At 45.9% G+C, this 17,233-nt stretch carries 17 protein-coding genes; 11 read left to right on the forward strand and 6 right to left on the reverse strand.

Features of this window, described 5'->3' with window-relative positions; translation table 11 throughout:
• Positions 1-24: 24 nt before the first annotated feature.
• Both I4W93_RS14380 and I4W93_RS14385 read left to right on the forward strand, forming a co-directional pair.
• Positions 25-1,065, forward strand: coding sequence for a glutathione synthetase (locus I4W93_RS14380; RefSeq protein WP_205312261.1), 1,041 nt, complete (start codon positions 25-27; stop codon positions 1,063-1,065).
• 86 nt (positions 1,066-1,151) lie between these two features.
• Positions 1,152-1,346 carry a PA3496 family putative envelope integrity protein gene (locus tag I4W93_RS14385; RefSeq protein WP_205312262.1) on the forward strand — a complete coding sequence of 65 codons (195 nt, stop codon included), beginning with the start codon at positions 1,152-1,154 and terminating at the stop codon, positions 1,344-1,346.
• 47 nt (positions 1,347-1,393) lie between these two features.
• Here the strand turns inward: I4W93_RS14385 and fabB are convergent, their stop codons facing one another.
• A complete protein-coding gene (fabB, locus tag I4W93_RS14390; protein WP_205312263.1) occupies positions 1,394-2,608 on the reverse strand; it encodes a beta-ketoacyl-ACP synthase I in 1,215 nt (404 codons plus the stop codon).
• 175 nt (positions 2,609-2,783) lie between these two features.
• Here fabB and mnmC point away from each other — a divergent pair, with 175 nt between their 5' ends.
• The 3 genes from mnmC to I4W93_RS14405 are packed head-to-tail and all read left to right on the forward strand — an operon-like array spanning position 2,784 to position 5,696.
• Positions 2,784-4,661, forward strand: a complete 1,878-nt coding sequence (mnmC, locus tag I4W93_RS14395; RefSeq protein ID WP_205312264.1) for a bifunctional tRNA (5-methylaminomethyl-2-thiouridine)(34)-methyltransferase MnmC2/FAD-dependent 5-carboxymethylaminomethyl-2-thiouridine(34) oxidoreductase MnmC1 — start codon at positions 2,784-2,786, stop codon at positions 4,659-4,661.
• The gene (locus tag I4W93_RS14400; protein ID WP_205312265.1) at positions 4,658-5,299 is read left to right on the forward strand and encodes a response regulator; all 642 of its coding nucleotides are present in this window, start codon (positions 4,658-4,660) and stop codon (positions 5,297-5,299) included. The genes mnmC and I4W93_RS14400 overlap by 4 nt, the downstream gene beginning before the upstream one ends.
• Complete coding sequence (locus tag I4W93_RS14405) at positions 5,286-5,696, forward strand: response regulator (RefSeq protein WP_205312266.1); 411 nt, start codon at positions 5,286-5,288, stop codon at positions 5,694-5,696. The genes I4W93_RS14400 and I4W93_RS14405 overlap by 14 nt, the downstream gene beginning before the upstream one ends.
• A gap of 62 nt (positions 5,697-5,758) precedes the next feature.
• Here I4W93_RS14405 and I4W93_RS14410 read toward each other — a convergent pair whose 3' ends face one another.
• Positions 5,759-6,610, reverse strand: a complete 852-nt coding sequence (locus tag I4W93_RS14410; RefSeq protein ID WP_224673467.1) for a flagellar protein MotY — start codon at positions 6,608-6,610, stop codon at positions 5,759-5,761.
• 150 nt (positions 6,611-6,760) lie between these two features.
• On the opposite strand from I4W93_RS14410, the gene rnt reads away from it, so the two are divergent.
• Positions 6,761-7,438: a ribonuclease T gene (gene rnt, locus I4W93_RS14415; RefSeq protein WP_205312267.1), complete on the forward strand. Its 678-nt coding sequence runs from the start codon at positions 6,761-6,763 to the stop codon at positions 7,436-7,438.
• A gap of 43 nt (positions 7,439-7,481) precedes the next feature.
• Here rnt and I4W93_RS14420 read toward each other — a convergent pair whose 3' ends face one another.
• Positions 7,482-7,823, reverse strand: a complete 342-nt coding sequence (locus I4W93_RS14420) for a Grx4 family monothiol glutaredoxin (protein ID WP_205312268.1) — start codon at positions 7,821-7,823, stop codon at positions 7,482-7,484.
• Positions 7,824-8,062: 239 nt separating this feature from the next.
• Here I4W93_RS14420 and sodB point away from each other — a divergent pair, with 239 nt between their 5' ends.
• From sodB to I4W93_RS14440, 4 genes are all read left to right on the forward strand, one after another.
• Positions 8,063-8,647: a superoxide dismutase [Fe] gene (sodB, locus tag I4W93_RS14425; protein ID WP_205312269.1), complete on the forward strand. Its 585-nt coding sequence runs from the start codon at positions 8,063-8,065 to the stop codon at positions 8,645-8,647.
• A gap of 229 nt (positions 8,648-8,876) precedes the next feature.
• Positions 8,877-10,799, forward strand: a complete 1,923-nt coding sequence (locus tag I4W93_RS14430; RefSeq protein ID WP_205312270.1) for a PrkA family serine protein kinase — start codon at positions 8,877-8,879, stop codon at positions 10,797-10,799.
• A gap of 20 nt (positions 10,800-10,819) precedes the next feature.
• Positions 10,820-12,088 carry a YeaH/YhbH family protein gene (locus I4W93_RS14435; RefSeq protein ID WP_205312271.1) on the forward strand — a complete coding sequence of 423 codons (1,269 nt, stop codon included), beginning with the start codon at positions 10,820-10,822 and terminating at the stop codon, positions 12,086-12,088.
• A gap of 50 nt (positions 12,089-12,138) precedes the next feature.
• Positions 12,139-13,659, forward strand: coding sequence for a SpoVR family protein (locus tag I4W93_RS14440; RefSeq protein ID WP_205312272.1), 1,521 nt, complete (start codon positions 12,139-12,141; stop codon positions 13,657-13,659).
• Positions 13,660-13,664: 5 nt separating this feature from the next.
• Here I4W93_RS14440 and I4W93_RS14445 read toward each other — a convergent pair whose 3' ends face one another.
• Complete coding sequence (locus tag I4W93_RS14445; RefSeq protein ID WP_205312273.1) at positions 13,665-14,627, reverse strand: sensor domain-containing diguanylate cyclase; 963 nt, start codon at positions 14,625-14,627, stop codon at positions 13,665-13,667.
• 2 nt (positions 14,628-14,629) lie between these two features.
• The gene (locus tag I4W93_RS14450) at positions 14,630-15,646 is read right to left on the reverse strand and encodes a response regulator (protein ID WP_205312274.1); all 1,017 of its coding nucleotides are present in this window, start codon (positions 15,644-15,646) and stop codon (positions 14,630-14,632) included.
• 128 nt (positions 15,647-15,774) lie between these two features.
• Here I4W93_RS14450 and tpx point away from each other — a divergent pair, with 128 nt between their 5' ends.
• Entirely contained in the window at positions 15,775-16,395 is a 621-nt protein-coding gene (tpx, locus tag I4W93_RS14455) for a thiol peroxidase (protein ID WP_205312275.1), read from the forward strand.
• Between the two features lie 64 nt (positions 16,396-16,459).
• On the opposite strand, the gene adk is transcribed toward tpx, so the two are convergent.
• On the reverse strand, positions 16,460-17,104 hold the full coding sequence (gene adk, locus I4W93_RS14460; RefSeq protein ID WP_205312276.1) for an adenylate kinase: 645 nt from the start codon (positions 17,102-17,104) through the stop codon (positions 16,460-16,462).
• Positions 17,105-17,233 lie beyond the last annotated feature (129 nt).

Below are 17,233 nucleotides of genomic sequence, written 5' to 3' on the forward strand. Positions count from 1 at the left end.
AGAATGTCCTTTGCCGAGAGTGCTATGCGCATTTGTTTTTTAATGTACCCGTGGGAAAAAGTGCAGCCCGATGGCGACAGCACCATTCGCATGATCCACGAAGCGGTAAGTCGTGGCCACAGCGTGGCGATTACGCATGCCAATAACTTAACAGTGCGCGACAGCATTGCCCAGGCATTTTGTAAGGTGTTTGTTAAAGGCCAGAAAATTTCCAGTAATATTGCCAGTTTTTATCGCCACGCTCAGTTTAACCAGCAAAAACTGCCGTTAGCAGCTTTTGACGCTATTTTTATCCGCTTGAACCCTCCGCTAGATCCCATAGTGCTGAATTTTCTCGACTCGGTACGTGAAGATACCTTTATCATGAATGATCTGGACGGCGTGCGCATTGCTAACAATAAAATGTACACGGCCTCTTTGCATGACCCGGACAACGAATTTATTCCGGTTACCCATGTATCAAAAAATAAAGATTATCTGGCACGGGTACTGGCAGAATCACCAACCGACAAAATGATATTAAAACCGTTGAACGGCTATGGCGGTAAAGGCGTTATTTTGTTGGAAAAGTCAGCGGCACAAAGCGCACGCTCACTGTTGGATTTTTACATAGGCGATACCGAGCGAGGTAACTACGTTATCTTGCAGGAATATGTTACTGGCGCAGAACTGGGCGATATTCGTATTTTAATGCTCAACGGTAAAGCTATTGGTGCCATGCGACGTATCCCACCGGCAGATGATGTACGCTCCAATGTGCATGCCGGCGGCACGGTGATAAAACATCAGCTTACCGAACAGGAGAAGCGCCTGTGCGCGCATATTGGCCCTAAGCTGGCACGCGATGGTTTATTTTTCGCTGGAATCGACGTAATTAACGGCAAACTCATTGAGGTTAACGTAATGAGCCCGGGTGGCATCGCAAGAATAAACCGCTTAAACAGCGTACGATTACAAGAAAAAGTTATTGATTTTATTGAGCATATGGTAAGCACTAAAACCCAACTGTCACCACGCAAACAGGTGTTCCGACCTTTGCTTAGTGATGCTGAAGCGCTTGTGTGAAAAATTTTTATCGTGGTTAAAAAAATAATTCACTTTTTTAAACCGATAAATCTCGGTAAATAAGCAAAAAAATCTGAGGTGCGCTTATGTCACAGTTAGAAAGCAACGAGTTTGAGTTGGATGACCAACCCGACGAGGTTGAGATCATCAAAGATGTTACATTAAAAGACAGCAAAAATAAGCAAAAGTTGGAAGCAAGACGCCGTATTGATGATCTGTTGGAGCAAAAGCGCTTGCGTCAGCTATTAGATGACTGGGAGCTGGACGATATTGAAGCATAAAAAAACGGGCGCAGTGATGCGCCCGTTTTTGTTTCGACTATTACCGATTATGCGCGGTATTTCTGCATCACTAAAGTGGCATTGGTACCGCCGAAGCCAAAGCTATTAGACATTACGGTATTAAGCTCTGCCGGTGTAGCAGTAGTAACGATATTCAAGCCGCTAGCTGCTTCGTCCAGCTCGCTGATATTGATAGACGGCGCAATAAAGCTATGCTTCATCATTAGCAACGAATAAATGGCTTCATGTACACCTGCAGCGCCAAGAGCATGCCCTGTCATCGCCTTAGTAGCACTGATAGCCGGTTTTTTGCCGGCAAACACTTGCTGTATTGCCCCCAGCTCTTTTACATCACCTACGGGTGTACTAGTGCCGTGGGTATTAACGTAATCGACCTCGCCAGTAACATTTTGCATCGCCATTTGCATGCAGCGCACCGCACCCTCACCACTTGGCGCAACCATGTCAAAGCCGTCTGACGTCGCACCGTAGCCGACAACTTCGGCATAAATGGTGGCACCGCGGGCTAATGCATGCTCTAATTCTTCAACTACAACCATACCGCCGCCGCCGCTAATTACAAAGCCATCACGATTAGCATCGTAAGTGCGCGACGCTTGCTCTGGCGTGTCATTGTATTTGGTTGACAATGCGCCCATTGCGTCAAATTCCATTGCCAGGGTCCAATGCACTTCTTCGCCGCCACCGGCAAACACAACGTCTTGCTTACCCAACTGAATAAGTTCTACTGCATGGCCAATACAATGTGCACTGGTGGCGCAAGCTGAACTAATAGAGTAATTGACGCCTTTAATTTTAAACGGTGTGGCTAAGCAGGCTGAACAGGTGCTGGACATGGTTTTTGGTACGGCATAAGGGCCAACACGTTTTACGCCTTTTTCGCGCAGAATGTCAGCAGCCTCCACCTGCACTTTTGACGATGCACCACCTGAGCCCGCAACCAAACCAATGCGCGGGCTGGAAATTTGCTCTTCGGTAAAGCCAGCATCTTGCATCGCTTCTTGCATGGCAATATAGGCATATGCCGCGGCATCAGCCATGAAGCGCATAGCTTTGCGGTCGATGAACTCTGCTGGATCCAGCTTAATATTACCCCACACCTGCGAGCGTAACCCCAGCTCAGCAAATTGCTCTGACCGGGTAATGCCGGAACGGCCAGATTGCAATGATGCCAGTACTTCCTGCTTATTATTTCCAATACTGGATACAATACCGATACCTGTGATTACCGCTCTTTTCATACTTGCTCCCACAAACCGGCCTATCGCCGGCAAAATTGAAATAATATTGTGCGCTATTGTACGGACTTTGTTTTAGAAAGTGGTCAGCTTTGAGCGCACACTTGTACTCTGTTTCCAATTCTGCGGTAGCTTAGGGTAAACTACAAGCCGAATTTAGTGCCGGACCCATCAATTAATGCCTGAGCTTACCCACGCCAAAATACACTTTAATGACCAGGGCATACCTTTTGCCTCGGATTTTGATGATGTTTATTTTTCTGATGGCGGCGGTATGGCCGAAACAGATTACGTGTTTTTAAAGCAAAATGCGTTACCGCAGCGTTGGCAAACGCACCCCCAATCCGCCTTCCATATTATTGAAACCGGTTTTGGCACCGGTGCCAATTTTTTACTTACCTGGCTGCGCTTTCGTCAATATCGCCGCCAATACCCCAAGGCACACTGCCAGCGTTTGTATTTTAGTAGTGTGGAAAAATATCCGTTAAGCCATGCTGATTTAACCCGTGCGCTGGCAACGCATAGCGAACTTAGCGAACTCTGCCAGCTGTTATTAGATGCCTATCCTTTGTGTGTAGCTGGTTGTCATCGATTAAGCTTTGATCAAGATACTGTGTTATTGGATTTATGGTTTGGTGATGTCGAAAGCGTGCTGCCACAGTTAGTAGCGCCGTGCGATGCGATATATCTGGATGGCTTTGCCCCAAGCAAAAATCCGGATATGTGGCAGCAGAGTTTATTTAACCAGCTAGCACGGCTAAGCCAAGCTGGCTGCAGCGTATCAACGTTTACTGCCGCCGGTTTAGTCAAGCGCGGTTTGCAACAAGCAGGTTTTACCGTAACAAAAGTTAAAGGTTTTGGCCGTAAACGCGAGATGTTGACGGCTTTGATGCATAAGCCAGTTACTAAAACTGTGCTACCGCACAGCGAAGTTACCATCATCGGTGGTGGAATTGCGTCAATTTGTACTGCATTAGCGCTAACTCAACGCGGTATTGCTGTGCACCTTCTATGTGAAGACGCCGAAGTTGCATCGCAAGCTTCGCAAAATCGACAGGGCGCGGTATACCCCAATTTGCATGCTAACCTCACCGATGATAGCCAACTGCATGCTCAGGCCTTTTTGTATGCCCGGCTATTTTATCAACGCTGGCAACAGCAAGGGCTCGATTTTGCCATGGATTGGTGTGGTGTAGTGCATCTTGCCAGTACAGTACAATTGCAACAGCGCCAGGATAAACTGATTAGCAAAGCATTGTGGCCGCGCGAACTGGTGCATGCAGTAGACGCTGACACGGCATCAGCCATCGCCGGGCTGGAGCTCTTGCTCAACGGAATTTATTACCCGTTGGCAGGTTGGCTAAACCCACAGCAATTTTGTCGCCAGGCGCTGCACTATCTGCAACAGCAAAGCTCTTTTAAAGTTAGCCTTGCTTGCCAGATACATCATATTAAACGGCAAAACAACATCTGGCTGCTACACAGCAATAGCGACATCAAAACCACAGAGTCCCTGGTGTTAGCTTGTGGCAGTAAACTGGCAATGTTTAGCCAAACCGCAACACTGCCGCTGAATAAAATTCGGGGTCAAGTGAGCCACGTGCAAAATAGCGCGATGGCGCCATTAAAAACAGTGCTGTGCCATAAAGGCTACATTACTCCACAGTGGCAGGGCCTGCATTGTGTTGGTGCTACCTTCGACCGTAACGCAACAGAAGCGTTTATTTATGATGCCGATAATGCCGAAAACCTGCAGCTGGTAAATGAGCAATTACAGCAACCAACTTGGTTTAGTTCTAGTACCATCGACGGCGCCGCCGCCGCCTTTAGAGCGACATTGCCAGATCGTTTACCATTGTTAGGCCAGACAAACGCTCAAGACAATCTGTATCTGATTGGCGGTCTGGGAGCCCGGGGCATTATGCTATCACCGCTATTAGCAGAGGCACTGGCTTGCCAAATTTGCCAGGAACCTCTACCGTTATCTCAGCAACTTTGCCAGCGTTTATCTCCGCTGCGTTTTCAGGCAGAGACTGATATACAGGAGCCAGCATGACCTCAGATAAACATATTTTGATTGGCGAAGACGACAGTTTTCTGCTGACATTACTCGAATTACAATGTCAAAGTCTGGGCATGCAAACCTGTGGCGTTGTAAATGGAGAACAGCTTGTAACTGAAGCACTTAGCTATAAATATGATATTGTCATCACTGATATTCAGATGCCATTGTGTGATGGCATTGAGGCCATGCAAATACTGCGGCGCTTGGGTTATGACCGGCCGATATTTGCCATGTCGGCAGATAAAATTGACTGCGAAGGATTTGATTGCACCTTGCAAAAGCCCGTCGATATTACTCAGTTAGCCGAGCTGTTTAATCAAACACCACAACAAGATAGAGTGCCGTTGCTCCTAAACGATGAGCTAACAGCGTTGTTTTATCAAAACTTGCTGCAGCTCGGTCAAGACTTCGCTGTAGCACTGCAACAAGAAGATTTAAACTTGATGCGCCAAATTTGCCATAAAATTAAAGGCGGAGCCGCAAGTTTTGGCCATCAAAATTTAAGTCATTTGGCGGACAACCTGCAACAACGCTTGATATCCGAAACACACAACAAAGATTTGCTCAAGGAATGTAAACAATTTCTTCTGATTATTCAGCAGTCAGGAGTTAAAAATGAGAGAACCTAAAGTACTACTGGTGGATGATGTAGATTATAGCCGCCAGCTGCTACGCAATAATATTATGGCACTGGCTGATAACAAGTTACTCGAACACCGCACGTTCAATTTCTTTAACGCTGGTACAGCAGGCGATGCAAAAGTGTTATTTAGCTTGCACCAGCCAGATATCGTATTTCTGGATATTGAGCTACCTGATAGTTCCGGTCTGGAGTTATTAGCACAGTTTAAACAAGCTAAACCTAACTGCTTTGTGGTGATGATAAGTGGCGTGAGTACCTTGGAAAATGTGACTCAGAGCATCAAGATGGGAGCCGCCACTTTTATCGTAAAACCGTTCAGTGGTGATAAAATATTAGCCGCGATGCGTTTAATGGAAAAACAACGTCGCAGCCAATCCGCGTGACGCGCCAAAATGCTTAACAAAAGCGCCAAGCACTTATTGAGCTGGCTTACATAACAAATACTTTAAGGTTTTGTAAGTTGCAGTACAACGCGGCGGTTGCGCTGGCGCTCAATTGTCGTGTCGTTTGGTGCCACATGTCGCCGCTCACCAAAACCTTCTACCTGTACCCTATCTTCGCTTAAACCTGCTGCGACAAAAAAACTTTTTACTTTTTCTGCCCGCTTAACCGATAGCTGCTCGTTCATCCAGCGCCCGCCGTAGCTGTCGGTATAGCCCTGGATTTCAATATAATCTATCTCCGGATCATACTTTAAATACTCAGCAATTTGCGCCAGGCGCCGCTGTGACTCCCGCGTCAATTGATCACCGCCAGATTCGTAAGTTAATACTGTAAAGGCAATATCATCGAATCCGTACGGCAAAAGGTTAGTAATACACTGATTAAATTGATAATACGTTGCAGGAAATTGCACCGGGTTCATTGCCGCAGCCACTTTATCATAAGGGCTGTGCCAATCTATGTAATAAAAAGTTGGGCTAAAACCCTGCTCTAACTCAGTTAACAACGTCCAAGCTGTTTTCTTCGGCAAATCACCGTTAAACTGCTTTAACAACTGCATGCTCGCTAGCGCTTTAGCGGGTTCGCCGTGGCGCCAGGCTGGTGGTACTGATAACACTTCTGCCAAACCGTAGTTATCCGGCAGCCGCAACATCTGCAACTCAAACTGCAAATTGAGCGATTTATTGGCCACACTGCGAAATACTGCGCGGCCAAAATGCGGGATCTGGTGCTCAAGCGAGCACTGTAGTGGTGTATCAACTGACAACGACCACGCTGACTGCTCAATAGAGGCAGAATATTGACGCAACTGATACTGTGCAGCGCTACCGGCACTAAAGAACAGCCCGCTCAACAAGATAACGCAGTTTATTTTTTGGCAATTCAGCACTTTTGTACCCAACCTTTGCTAATAACCTTTAATAATAAGCAAACACTATGCCGCAACAAGACGCTGAGAAAGTTTTTTGGCATAATAGCCACTAATTCGTAAAATGGCGACGTTATGACAGAACCAAAATCTCTGCTTGCCCAACGGTTTCGGGGCTACTACCCCGTAGTTATCGACGTAGAAACGGCTGGCTTTAATGCAAAAACCGATGCCTTACTTGAAATAGCGGTTACTTTGCTGGATATGGATGTTGTAGGCAATTTAGTGCCGCAGCAAACACTGCACTTTCATGTTGAACCCTTTGAAGGTGCCAATCTTGACGCCAGCTCGTTGGCGTTTAACGGCATAGACCCGTTTAACCCGCTGCGTGGTGCGGTACCAGAGCGCGAAGCCATCACAGAAATTTGTAAAGCGGTGCGCAAAGCGCAAAAAGATGCCGGCTGCCAGCGCAGTGTTATCGTGGCACACAATGCGGCTTTTGATCAGGGCTTCTTTAACGCCGCAGTTGAACGTCTCAATTTTAAACGCTCGCCCTTTCATGCTTTTGTGTCATTTGATACGACCAGTTTATCGGCATTAGCGCTGGGACAAACTGTACTGGCGAAGGCTTGCCAGGCTGCAGGTATTGCATTTGACAATAACGAGGCACACAGCGCACTGTATGATACTGAACGTACCGCAGAGCTGTTTTGCTACATTGTAAACAGCTGGAAACAACTAGGCGGCTGGCCATTGAGCAATGACAATTTAGCAGTAGATTTAGATACTCCGGATGAAACTGTGCCTGCATAAAAGACAAAGGCCGCAATGCGGCCAGAGTGCACAGCTGCAGATGTTATTCTGCAGGGGTGTCGGTTTTGTATTTCGCTGCAGTGTCTTTTACCAGCGGTTGCAATTCACCACGCTGAAACATTTCCAGCACAATATCACACCCACCAACCAGCTCACCATCTACCCACAGCTGCGGAAACGTGGGCCAGTTGGCAAACTTGGGTAACTCTGCCCGGATATCCGGATTTTGCAGAATATCAACAAAAGCAAACTGCTCACCGCATGCAATCAGCGCCTGCGACGCCTGAGCAGAAAAACCGCAACTAGGGAATTTCGGCGAGCCTTTCATAAATAACAAAATTGGGTTATCAGCAATTTGCTGTTTAATTTTATCTAACGTTTCCATTACTACCTCAGGATATAAGCTTGTTCACACTGACAGTTATTTTACGCTGGTTTGCAGCAACTGGCACTTGAGATCTGAGAAAAAAACCCCACTTCAACAGCTGATACTAAACAGACTGATCATAACAACTCATGACACCAGATCAGCATAATGCCAACACTGTAAAACTTGAGTATTTTAGTCAGGTTTTGTAGTCTACGCCATGCAGACATCATAAACAACGCCAACGGAGAACGACTATGGCCTTTGAATTACCCGCATTACCTTACGCAAAAGACGCATTAGTGCCACATATTTCCGCCGAAACGCTGGAATACCATTACGGTAAGCACCACAACACTTATGTCGTTAAGTTAAACGGCTTAATTGAAGGTACCCCGTTTGCCGGTAAATCACTGGAAGACATCGTTCGTACCTCTGAAGGTGGTATTTTTAATAACGCCGCTCAAGTGTGGAACCATACGTTTTACTGGCACTGCTTGTCACCAAATGGTGGCGGCGAAGCAACAGGCGCGCTAGCCAACGCTATCAATACAAAATGGGGCTCTTTTGCCGCATTTAAAGCTGCCTTTAACGACAAAGCTGTCAACAACTTTGGCTCAAGCTGGACCTGGTTAGTTAAAACAGCCGATGGCAGCCTGGATATTGTCAACACCAGCAACGCCGCTACACCCTTAACTGACTCTAGTCTAACGCCAGTAATGACAGTAGATTTATGGGAACATGCCTACTACATTGATTACCGTAATGCCCGCCCAACCTACCTGGATGCATTCTGGGCACTGGTAAATTGGGACTTTGCCAACGGTAACTTCGCCGGCTAATATCATCCCCCTTATAAAAAACCCGGCTTTTGCCGGGTTTTTTGTCTCACCTGCTTTACAAGCCCGTCTTGCTTCGGAAACAAATCTGTTTATCAATTTAACCGTATAGTTAAAACAAAATTGTAGGTTTTTCTGTTATTTGTCAGGCGGGAATTGGCTTTACTGTCTAACCTTAAAATAACAGCTTGGCTGCTAACCTTTTTCCGATTTTTAAAAGCTGGAGGTGCATATGAGTATTTTCGAGCACTACAAATCACGCTACGAGGCGGCAAAAGAAGAGGAATATACCATCCAGGAGTTCCTGGCGTTATGTAAACAAGACAAGAGTTGCTATGCCAGTGCAGCAGAACGATTGCTGTTGGCCATAGGCCAACCAGAATTAGTTGATACCGCACAAGACCCTAAATTAAGCCGGCTGTTTTCTAACCGGGTTATTTCGCGCTACCCAGCGTTCTGTGAATTTTATGGCATGGAAGAAGCCATTGAACAAATTGTGTCGTACCTGAAACACTCGGCACAGGGATTGGAAGAGCGCAAACAAATCCTCTATTTGCTTGGCCCAGTAGGCGGTGGTAAATCTTCACTGGCTGAAAAGCTAAAACATTTAATGCAGCAAATTCCAATTTATTATCTCAAAGGTTCGCCGGTATTCGATAATCCGCTGTGCCTGTTCGATGTCAATGAAGATGGGAATATTCTGCAGCAGGAATACGGCATCCCTAAACGTTATTTGCGTAATATCATGTCACCTTGGGCCAGTAAGCGTCTGCATGAATACAACGGGGATATCAGCCAATTTAAAGTCGTGAAAAAATACCCGTCAATTCTCGACCAGTTGGCGATAGCGAAAACTGAACCTGGTGATGAAAATAATCAGGACATCGCCTCGCTGGTCGGTAAAGTGGACATTCGAAAATTGGAACATTTTGCTCAAAATGACCCGGATGCATACAGTTACTCTGGAGCGCTGTGCCGCGCAAATCAGGGGCTGATGGAATTCGTCGAGATGTTCAAAGCGCCAATAAAAGTACTGCATCCTTTGCTTACCGCCACCCAGGAAGGTAACTACAACGGTACAGAAGGCTTAGCCGCACTGCCGTTTGACGGAATAATTCTGGCGCACAGCAATGAGTCTGAGTGGCAAACTTTTCGCAACAACAAAAACAATGAAGCCTTTCTGGACCGGGTTTATATTGTTAAAGTGCCATATTGCCTGCGGGTAAGTGAAGAGATGCGCATTTACCAGAAGCTGTTGGAACACAGTGAATTAAATGCATCCCCGTGCGCACCGGGTACACTTATTTCGTTGGCGCAATTTGCCGTGTTATCACGTTTAAAAAACCCAGACAACTCCAGCCTGTATTCTAAAATGCGCGTCTATGACGGTGAAAGTTTAAAAGACACCGACCCTAAAGCAAAATCGTATCAAGAGTATCGGGACTATGCCGGCGTTGATGAAGGCATGACAGGGTTGTCGACACGGTTTGCCTTTAAAATATTGTCGCGGGTATTTAATTTTGACAGTACCGAAGTAGCCGCCAACCCAGTGCACTTGTTTTATGTTCTGGAACAACAAATAGAACGTGAACAGTTTCCAGCTGACGCGGCAGAACGCTATCTGGAGCATTTGAAAGGCTATTTGATCCCTAAATATATTGAGTTTATTGGCAAAGAAATCCAAACCGCCTATTTAGAGTCATACTCGGAATATGGCCAGAATATTTTTGATCGTTATGTCATTTATGCTGACTTTTGGATCCAGGATCAGGAGTACCGCGATCCTGAAACAGGCCAGCTTTTTGACCGTTCTGCACTGAATGCAGAACTGGAAAAGATTGAAAAACCTGCCGGCATTAGTAATCCGAAAGATTTTCGTAATGAAATCGTTAATTTTGTACTGCGGGCGAAGGCAAAAAACAATGGCAAAAACCCAACCTGGACCAGTTATGAAAAACTCCGTACTGTTATTGAGAAAAAAATGTTCTCCAGTACAGAAGAGCTGTTACCTGTTATTTCGTTTAATGCCAAAACCTCAACTGACGATCAGAAAAAACACGATGACTTTGTCAACCGGATGATGGAAAAAGGCTATACCCGTAAGCAGGTCAGGTTGCTGTCAGAGTGGTATCTGCGCGTGCGTAAATCGCAATAAGCAGAGTAGCCGGAGGCAGTATGGCGCACTTTATAGATAGACGACTTAACGGCAAAAACAAAAGCGCGGTAAACCGTCAGCGCTTTATTCGCCGTTACAAGCAACAAATTAAAAAAGCAGTATCAGATGCGATAAGTAATCGCAGCGTTACCGACATCAGCAGTGGGGAAAGTGTCACCATTCCAAGCAAAGATATTAGCGAACCCTTTTTTCACCAGGGTAAAGGCGGTAAACGGCAAATAGTGCACCCGGGCAACGACCAGTTCAGCCCAGGAGATCGAATAAAGCGACCGCAAGGCGGTGCTGGCGGTGGCAGCGGCCCGGGTGATGCATCGAGTGACGGTGAAGGCAGTGATGATTTTGTCTTTTCTATTTCTAAAGATGAATATCTTGACCTGCTATTTGAAGATCTTGAGTTACCCAACCTGAAAAAGAACCAGCTGGATAAGCTGGTGCAATATAAAAATGTCCGCGCTGGCTATCGTTCAGACGGCGTACCCAGCAATATTGATATCGTGCGTTCGCTGCGTGGCTCGCTAGCACGGCGTGTTGCCATGACAGCCGACAAAAAAGGCAGGCTGCGCGAGCTGGAACAACAACTTGCCGCCATGGAACGTGAGCCAATTCCCGACCAGCACCTGTTAGCTGTATTGCTAGAGGACATTGCCACGTTGAAACAACGCATCGCTGCGGTGCCTTTTATCGATAGCTTTGATTTACGCTTTCGCAATTTTCAAAAACGGCCAGAGCCCACCAGCAAAGCGGTGATGTTTTGCCTGATGGATGTTTCCGGTTCGATGGATCAGGCGACTAAAGATATGGCTAAACGCTTTTATATTTTGTTGTATCTGTTTTTAAGCCGCAGTTATAAAAACGTAGAAGTAGTTTATATCCGCCACCACACGCAAGCAAAAGAAGTAGACGAACACGAATTTTTCTACTCTCAGGAAACCGGCGGTACCATTGTATCCAGTGCAGTCAAATTGATGTATGACATAGTACAGCAACGTTACGACCCGGCAGAGTGGAATATCTACGCAGCCCAGGCATCGGACGGCGATAACTGGACTGATGACAGCGCGCCCTGCGCCGAGTTTCTGGCGAGCAAATTGCTGCCATTACTGCGTTACTACGCTTACATTGAAATCACGCCCAGGGCACATCAAAGCTTATGGCAGGAATACGAAAAACTATTGCCCGTGTTTGACAATTTTGCCATTCAGCATATTCAGGAAGTCAGCGATATTTATCCGGTGTTTCGCGAGCTGTTCAAAAAGCAGGCCGCATAGCAGCCAAACCGGACTGTCTACCAAACAACAAATTTGCAGTGAGAGTTTATATGGCCAAAGCTAAAGTGCAAACCACAACGTGTTTACCAGATGGTCCAGATTGGACCTTCGACTTGCTGGATGCCTATCACCTGGAAATAACCCGGGTGGCGACTCTTTACAAGCTGGATACCTATCCAAACCAGATAGAAATAATTACTGCTGAGCAGATGATGGACGCCTATTCCAGTGTTGGCATGCCACTGGGCTACAACCATTGGTCTTATGGTAAAAAGTTTATCCATACCGAACAGAACTATAAACGTGGTTATATGGGACTGGCCTACGAAATTGTAATTAACTCCAACCCTTGCATTGCTTATCTAATGGAAGAAAATACCATAACCATGCAGGCACTGGTTATGGCACATGCCTGTTATGGCCATAATTCATTTTTTAAAAACAACTATTTGTTTAAAACCTGGACTGACGCAGGCTCTATTATTGATTATCTGGTATTTGCGAAAAACTATATCAGCCAATGTGAGGAAAAATACGGCATTACCGATGTGGAAAACATGTTGGATTCCTGCCATGCGCTAATGAACTATGGTGTAGATCGCTATAAAAGACCGCAGAAGATTTCGCTGGATGAAGAGCAAAAACGCCAACAGGAGCGAGAAACCTATCTGCAATCACAAGTAAATGACTTATGGCGTACCATACCGACCAAGGCCGTCAGTGCCGAACAAAAAACCAGCCGCTATCCAAGCGAACCGCAGGAAAACATTTTATATTTTATTGAAAAAAATGCGCCGCTACTTAAACCCTGGCAACGCGAAATTGTGCGTATAGTGCGTAAAATCTCACAATATTTTTATCCACAAAAACAGACCCAGGTAATGAACGAAGGTTGGGCAACCTTTTGGCATTACACTATTTTGCAGCACCTATACGACGAAGGTAAAGTTAGCGACCGCTTTATATTGGAAGTGTTGCACAGCCATACCAATGTAGTAGCGCAACCAGAATACAACAGTAAATATTATACTGGTATCAACCCGTACGCCCTGGGTTTTGCTATGTTTAGCGATATACGTCGTATCTGTGAGCAGCCCACGGCGGAAGATAAACAATGGTTTCCCGACCTTGCAGGCAGCAATTGGCTTGATACGTTGCATTTTGCTATGCAAAACTTTAAAGATGAGAGTTTCATAAGTCAGTATCTGTCACCAAAAGTGATCCGCGACTTTCACTTGTTTGCTATTGTCGACGATGACGAAGATAGCAGCCTAGAAGTTGCAGCTATTCACAATGCCGAGGGTTATCAGAATATTCGTCAGATGCTGTCGCAGCAATATAACCTGAGCCAGATAGAACCGAATATACAGGTGTATAATGTCGATTTTAGCGGAGACCGCTCACTGACACTGCGCTATATTCCACAGAACCGGGTACCGCTAGCCGCTAGCCAAAAACAGGTGTTAAAGCACCTGCATCGTTTATGGGGGTTTACCGTGTATCTGGAGCAACAAAATGAGGATGGCAGCACGGAATTATTGGCCAGCTGCCCGGAACAGGGTGATTTGTAGCAGCATCATTCCGCTTGATAACAGGTTACCTGATTGCGACCGTTACCTTTGGAGTTATACAACGCTTTATCCGATGCTTCGATCCACTGCCGGTGATCTTTCATCTGCTTATTGTGCTCAGCTAAGCCCAGGCTTAGGGTCACTTTTAGCAGCTGCCCATTATATTCAATAGACATCTGTTCGACAGATTTACGCAAACGCTCAGCAAAGTAGGCGGCTTGATCCAGGCTGGTGTCCACCAACAATACGGCATATTCTTCACCACCATAGCGGCCGGCAATATCGGTTGCGCGTAAATTTTTTCTCACCGCGTCAGCGATGTGTTGGATCACTAAGTCACCGGCAGAGTGGCCGTAGGTATCATTAACGCGCTTAAAATGGTCAATGTCACACATTAACAAAGTACTTTGATGAGAATAGCGCTGCAAGCGGTTAAATTCCTGGATCAAATTCTCTTCCCAGTGCCCACGGTTAAATAACTGGGTGAGAAAATCCGTTTTAGATAGCTGCTTAAGCCGGCCATTCATCGACTCCAGCTCGATGCGACTAACTGCAACATCGGTAACGTCATAAATTAAAAAACACAGATGTGTCACCTGGCCTCGGGCGTCCGTTAACGGAAAAATAGTACTGTTCTGGTACATATATTCGGCGCTGCCGGTAATCGGCCGATAGTTCCGAAATTTAAAAATATACGGCCGCTGCTCCCAGATAGTAAAAGCACGATTTTTTAACAACACTACCGGGTCGCATTTACGACGCAGCCAGTCTTCATCGATTTCAGAGAAGAGATCAAATAAATATCGGTCTCTAACCTGCCGGGGAGTAAGGCCACTATGGTTCTCCATAAAACCATTCCAAACCTGAATGCGATAATCACAATTCAATACTACCAGCCCAACATCGACTGTCTGGAACATGTCCATTAACCAATGAATTTCTGAAACTTCGACCTGCGCCTGCGACATACTTAACCCTCCAGCAAAAACGCGACTTTATAATTTAGGGTTTTTAAGCTGTCTTCAGTAAACAGCAACAATAAATCACAACTGATATTGTAGTTTTCAATACTGTAACTCACCTCTATAGCTAACGTCTTGCGCCAACGCTTAGCATTAGCTTTGATCAGCTCGCTAACCGCCGCGTGCTGACCAAGCACCACAGGGTGGCCCTGACTGAAGCTCATATCAATTTGTTCAGCCAGCCCTTTTAGCACTGCGCCAATAAGTATATTGGCAATATCCATCAGCAGCTCCAGCTCAACTTTCACTGTGAGCTCGCCTTGGTAATTCATTAAGCGAGCAATATCTTTAAAGCTGGAGTCGTTGAGAATTAGTAGCGCCTCCCCGGACACGCCACCGCCAATAAAGCCCTGACATACAGCTGAGGTGGTTGATTCATGTTCAACAGAGGCCAACGCCATATGCAACTCGCTAACTTCTATCAAATTCACATTTGGAATAGGCAATTTAACAAAAACATTCAGTAAACGGGCAAGTAAATCACCGGCCTGCCCCATTGCAACGTTAGTCAACTCTTGCAATACGTCCCGCATCTCAGCACCAAGCTCAACGTTCGCAGCCGCTTTTGGTATAACTGGCATCGGTTTGCTCGATGCTGATGCGACTACCGCATGCTGTAACATCAACTGCTGTAACTTTTGTGCATCTACCGGCTTACGGATAAAGTCGAGTGCGCCAAGGCTTTTTACACGTTCAATAGCTTCAGGTTGTACATCACCAGATACCACAACAATCTTGATATCCAGCTGCCGCCTTTTTAACTCAGCTAATACTTCATAGCCATCCATTACCGGCATATTCAGATCAAGAAACAACCAATCGATATGTTGCTGCTTTAGTGTATCAAGCGCTTCGGCACCATGGCCGGCAAAAAACAGCTTGGATTGCCAGTCTTCTGGTAGTATTCTGGCCAGCTGTTTGCGCGCCAGATTTGAATCATCGCAAATTAGTACCGCAGTTGTCATCGGCTTCTCACTTAGCACAGGCTTCATTTCAGTCTAGACTGAAATACTCGTTTAGTGTGTATCGCAGAAAAAATTGTTGTGTTCCAGCTGATTACTTTGATCGCAATTATCTTAACAGGAGCTGTATCATGTTCACACTGTCTTTTAATATTCATACGCTTTTTCTTACATGCGCCTTGTTTGGTTTGAACAGTGCTGCACAAGCAGTGGATTTGCAGAGTAAATTACCTGAACGGTTAAGCAGCGTAAAAGCTGGCAATCAGCAAGTTGTGTTGCTGGGGAAAAAACTGACTGTCGGCAACACAGCGCCCAACTTCAAAGTAGTCGACGCCAGCTTCAAAAAGGTCGAATTGGCCAGCTACGCCGGCAAAACCGTAATGATCAGTGTGGTGCCGAGTATAGATACAGGTATCTGCTCGCTGCAAACTAAACGTTTTAACGAGGAGGTAGCTAAGTTGCCGGAAAATGTAGTGCTACTTACCATTAGCGCCGATTTACCGTTTGCACAGAAGCGCTACTGCCAGCAGGAACAAATTGAAAACATGGCCGTACTATCAGATGCAGTATGGCGTGATTTTGGCAGCAATTATGGTTTATTGATCAAGGACATGGGATTACTGGCACGTAGTGTATTGATTATCGACAGTAAAGGCACCCTGGCGTATCAACAGTTAGTAGATGAACTGGCAAAAGAGCCCGACTACGACCACACGTTAGCCGCACTTAAGCAATTAGTGAATAAAAGCTAAATAGCTCGCGCAACAGAAACAAAAAAGCCCTGATTCAACAGGGCTTTTTGCTAAGTATGATAATTTAACTTAGTAAGCTAACCAACTCATTGGTCACGGCCTCTACGGCTTTAGTGCCATCAATATGATGGTAATGGGTATTACCAGCATCCGCTTCAGCACGGTAGTAGCCTACTAACGGCTCGGTTTGTTCATGGTAAATATCCAGACGCTTACGTACGGTTTCTTCGATGTCATCCGGCCGAATAACTAAGTCTTCACCACTAACGTCATCTTTGCCTTCACTCTTAGGTGGATTATAACGCACATGGTAAACCCGGCCTGATGCGGGATGCACTCGGCGACCGCTCATACGCTCGACAATAACGTCATCCGGCACATCAAATTCAATAACATGATCAATAACGATGCCTTTATCTTTCATCGCATCGGCTTGCGGGATGGTGCGCGGAAAGCCATCTAATAAAAAGCCATTGCTACAATCGGGCTGGGCGATACGCTCTTTTACCAGGCCAATAATAATGTCGTCAGACACCAACTGGCCAGCGTCCATTACTTGCTTCGCGGCTAAACCGAGCTCGGTACCCGCTTTAATGGCAGCTCGCAGCATGTCGCCGGTAGAAATTTGTGGAATGCCATATTTACTCATTAAAAACTGAGCCTGGGTTCCTTTTCCGGCACCCGGGGCACCCAACAAAATTATGCGCATAGCAACACCCTCATGTCTTGGGATTAATTCAAAATTATTAAGGGCTGGATCTTTACATAATGTGCAGGCTGAAACAAGAAATTTGTCTTGCTCTGCCAACTGGTCTGGCTATTTCATTGGCTTTTAGTC

Origin of the sequence: Rheinheimera maricola, assembly GCF_016918075.2 — a bacterium.
Taxonomy (GTDB): domain Bacteria; phylum Pseudomonadota; class Gammaproteobacteria; order Enterobacterales; family Alteromonadaceae; genus Alishewanella; species Alishewanella maricola_A.

Excerpts from the sequence above, each read along its gene's own strand:
- I4W93_RS14445 (WP_205312273.1), bottom strand. The coding sequence starts at position 14,627 with ATGTCGCAGGCGCAGGTCGAAGTTTCAGAAATTCATTGGTTAATGGAC.
- mnmC (WP_205312264.1), top strand. The coding sequence starts at position 2,784 with ATGCCTGAGCTTACCCACGCCAAAATACACTTTAATGACCAGGGCATA.
- I4W93_RS14430 (WP_205312270.1), top strand. The coding sequence starts at position 8,877 with ATGAGTATTTTCGAGCACTACAAATCACGCTACGAGGCGGCAAAAGAA.
- I4W93_RS14420 (WP_205312268.1), bottom strand. The coding sequence starts at position 7,823 with ATGGAAACGTTAGATAAAATTAAACAGCAAATTGCTGATAACCCAATT.
- fabB (WP_205312263.1), bottom strand. The coding sequence starts at position 2,608 with ATGAAAAGAGCGGTAATCACAGGTATCGGTATTGTATCCAGTATTGGA.
- I4W93_RS14435 (WP_205312271.1), top strand. The coding sequence starts at position 10,820 with ATGGCGCACTTTATAGATAGACGACTTAACGGCAAAAACAAAAGCGCG.
- I4W93_RS14380 (WP_205312261.1), top strand. The coding sequence starts at position 25 with ATGCGCATTTGTTTTTTAATGTACCCGTGGGAAAAAGTGCAGCCCGAT.
- sodB (WP_205312269.1), top strand. The coding sequence starts at position 8,063 with ATGGCCTTTGAATTACCCGCATTACCTTACGCAAAAGACGCATTAGTG.
- I4W93_RS14405 (WP_205312266.1), top strand. The coding sequence starts at position 5,286 with ATGAGAGAACCTAAAGTACTACTGGTGGATGATGTAGATTATAGCCGC.
- tpx (WP_205312275.1), top strand. The coding sequence starts at position 15,775 with ATGTTCACACTGTCTTTTAATATTCATACGCTTTTTCTTACATGCGCC.
- I4W93_RS14385 (WP_205312262.1), top strand. The coding sequence starts at position 1,152 with ATGTCACAGTTAGAAAGCAACGAGTTTGAGTTGGATGACCAACCCGAC.
- adk (WP_205312276.1), bottom strand. The coding sequence starts at position 17,104 with ATGCGCATAATTTTGTTGGGTGCCCCGGGTGCCGGAAAAGGAACCCAG.
- rnt (WP_205312267.1), top strand. The coding sequence starts at position 6,761 with ATGACAGAACCAAAATCTCTGCTTGCCCAACGGTTTCGGGGCTACTAC.
- I4W93_RS14440 (WP_205312272.1), top strand. The coding sequence starts at position 12,139 with ATGGCCAAAGCTAAAGTGCAAACCACAACGTGTTTACCAGATGGTCCA.
- I4W93_RS14450 (WP_205312274.1), bottom strand. The coding sequence starts at position 15,646 with ATGACAACTGCGGTACTAATTTGCGATGATTCAAATCTGGCGCGCAAA.
- I4W93_RS14400 (WP_205312265.1), top strand. The coding sequence starts at position 4,658 with ATGACCTCAGATAAACATATTTTGATTGGCGAAGACGACAGTTTTCTG.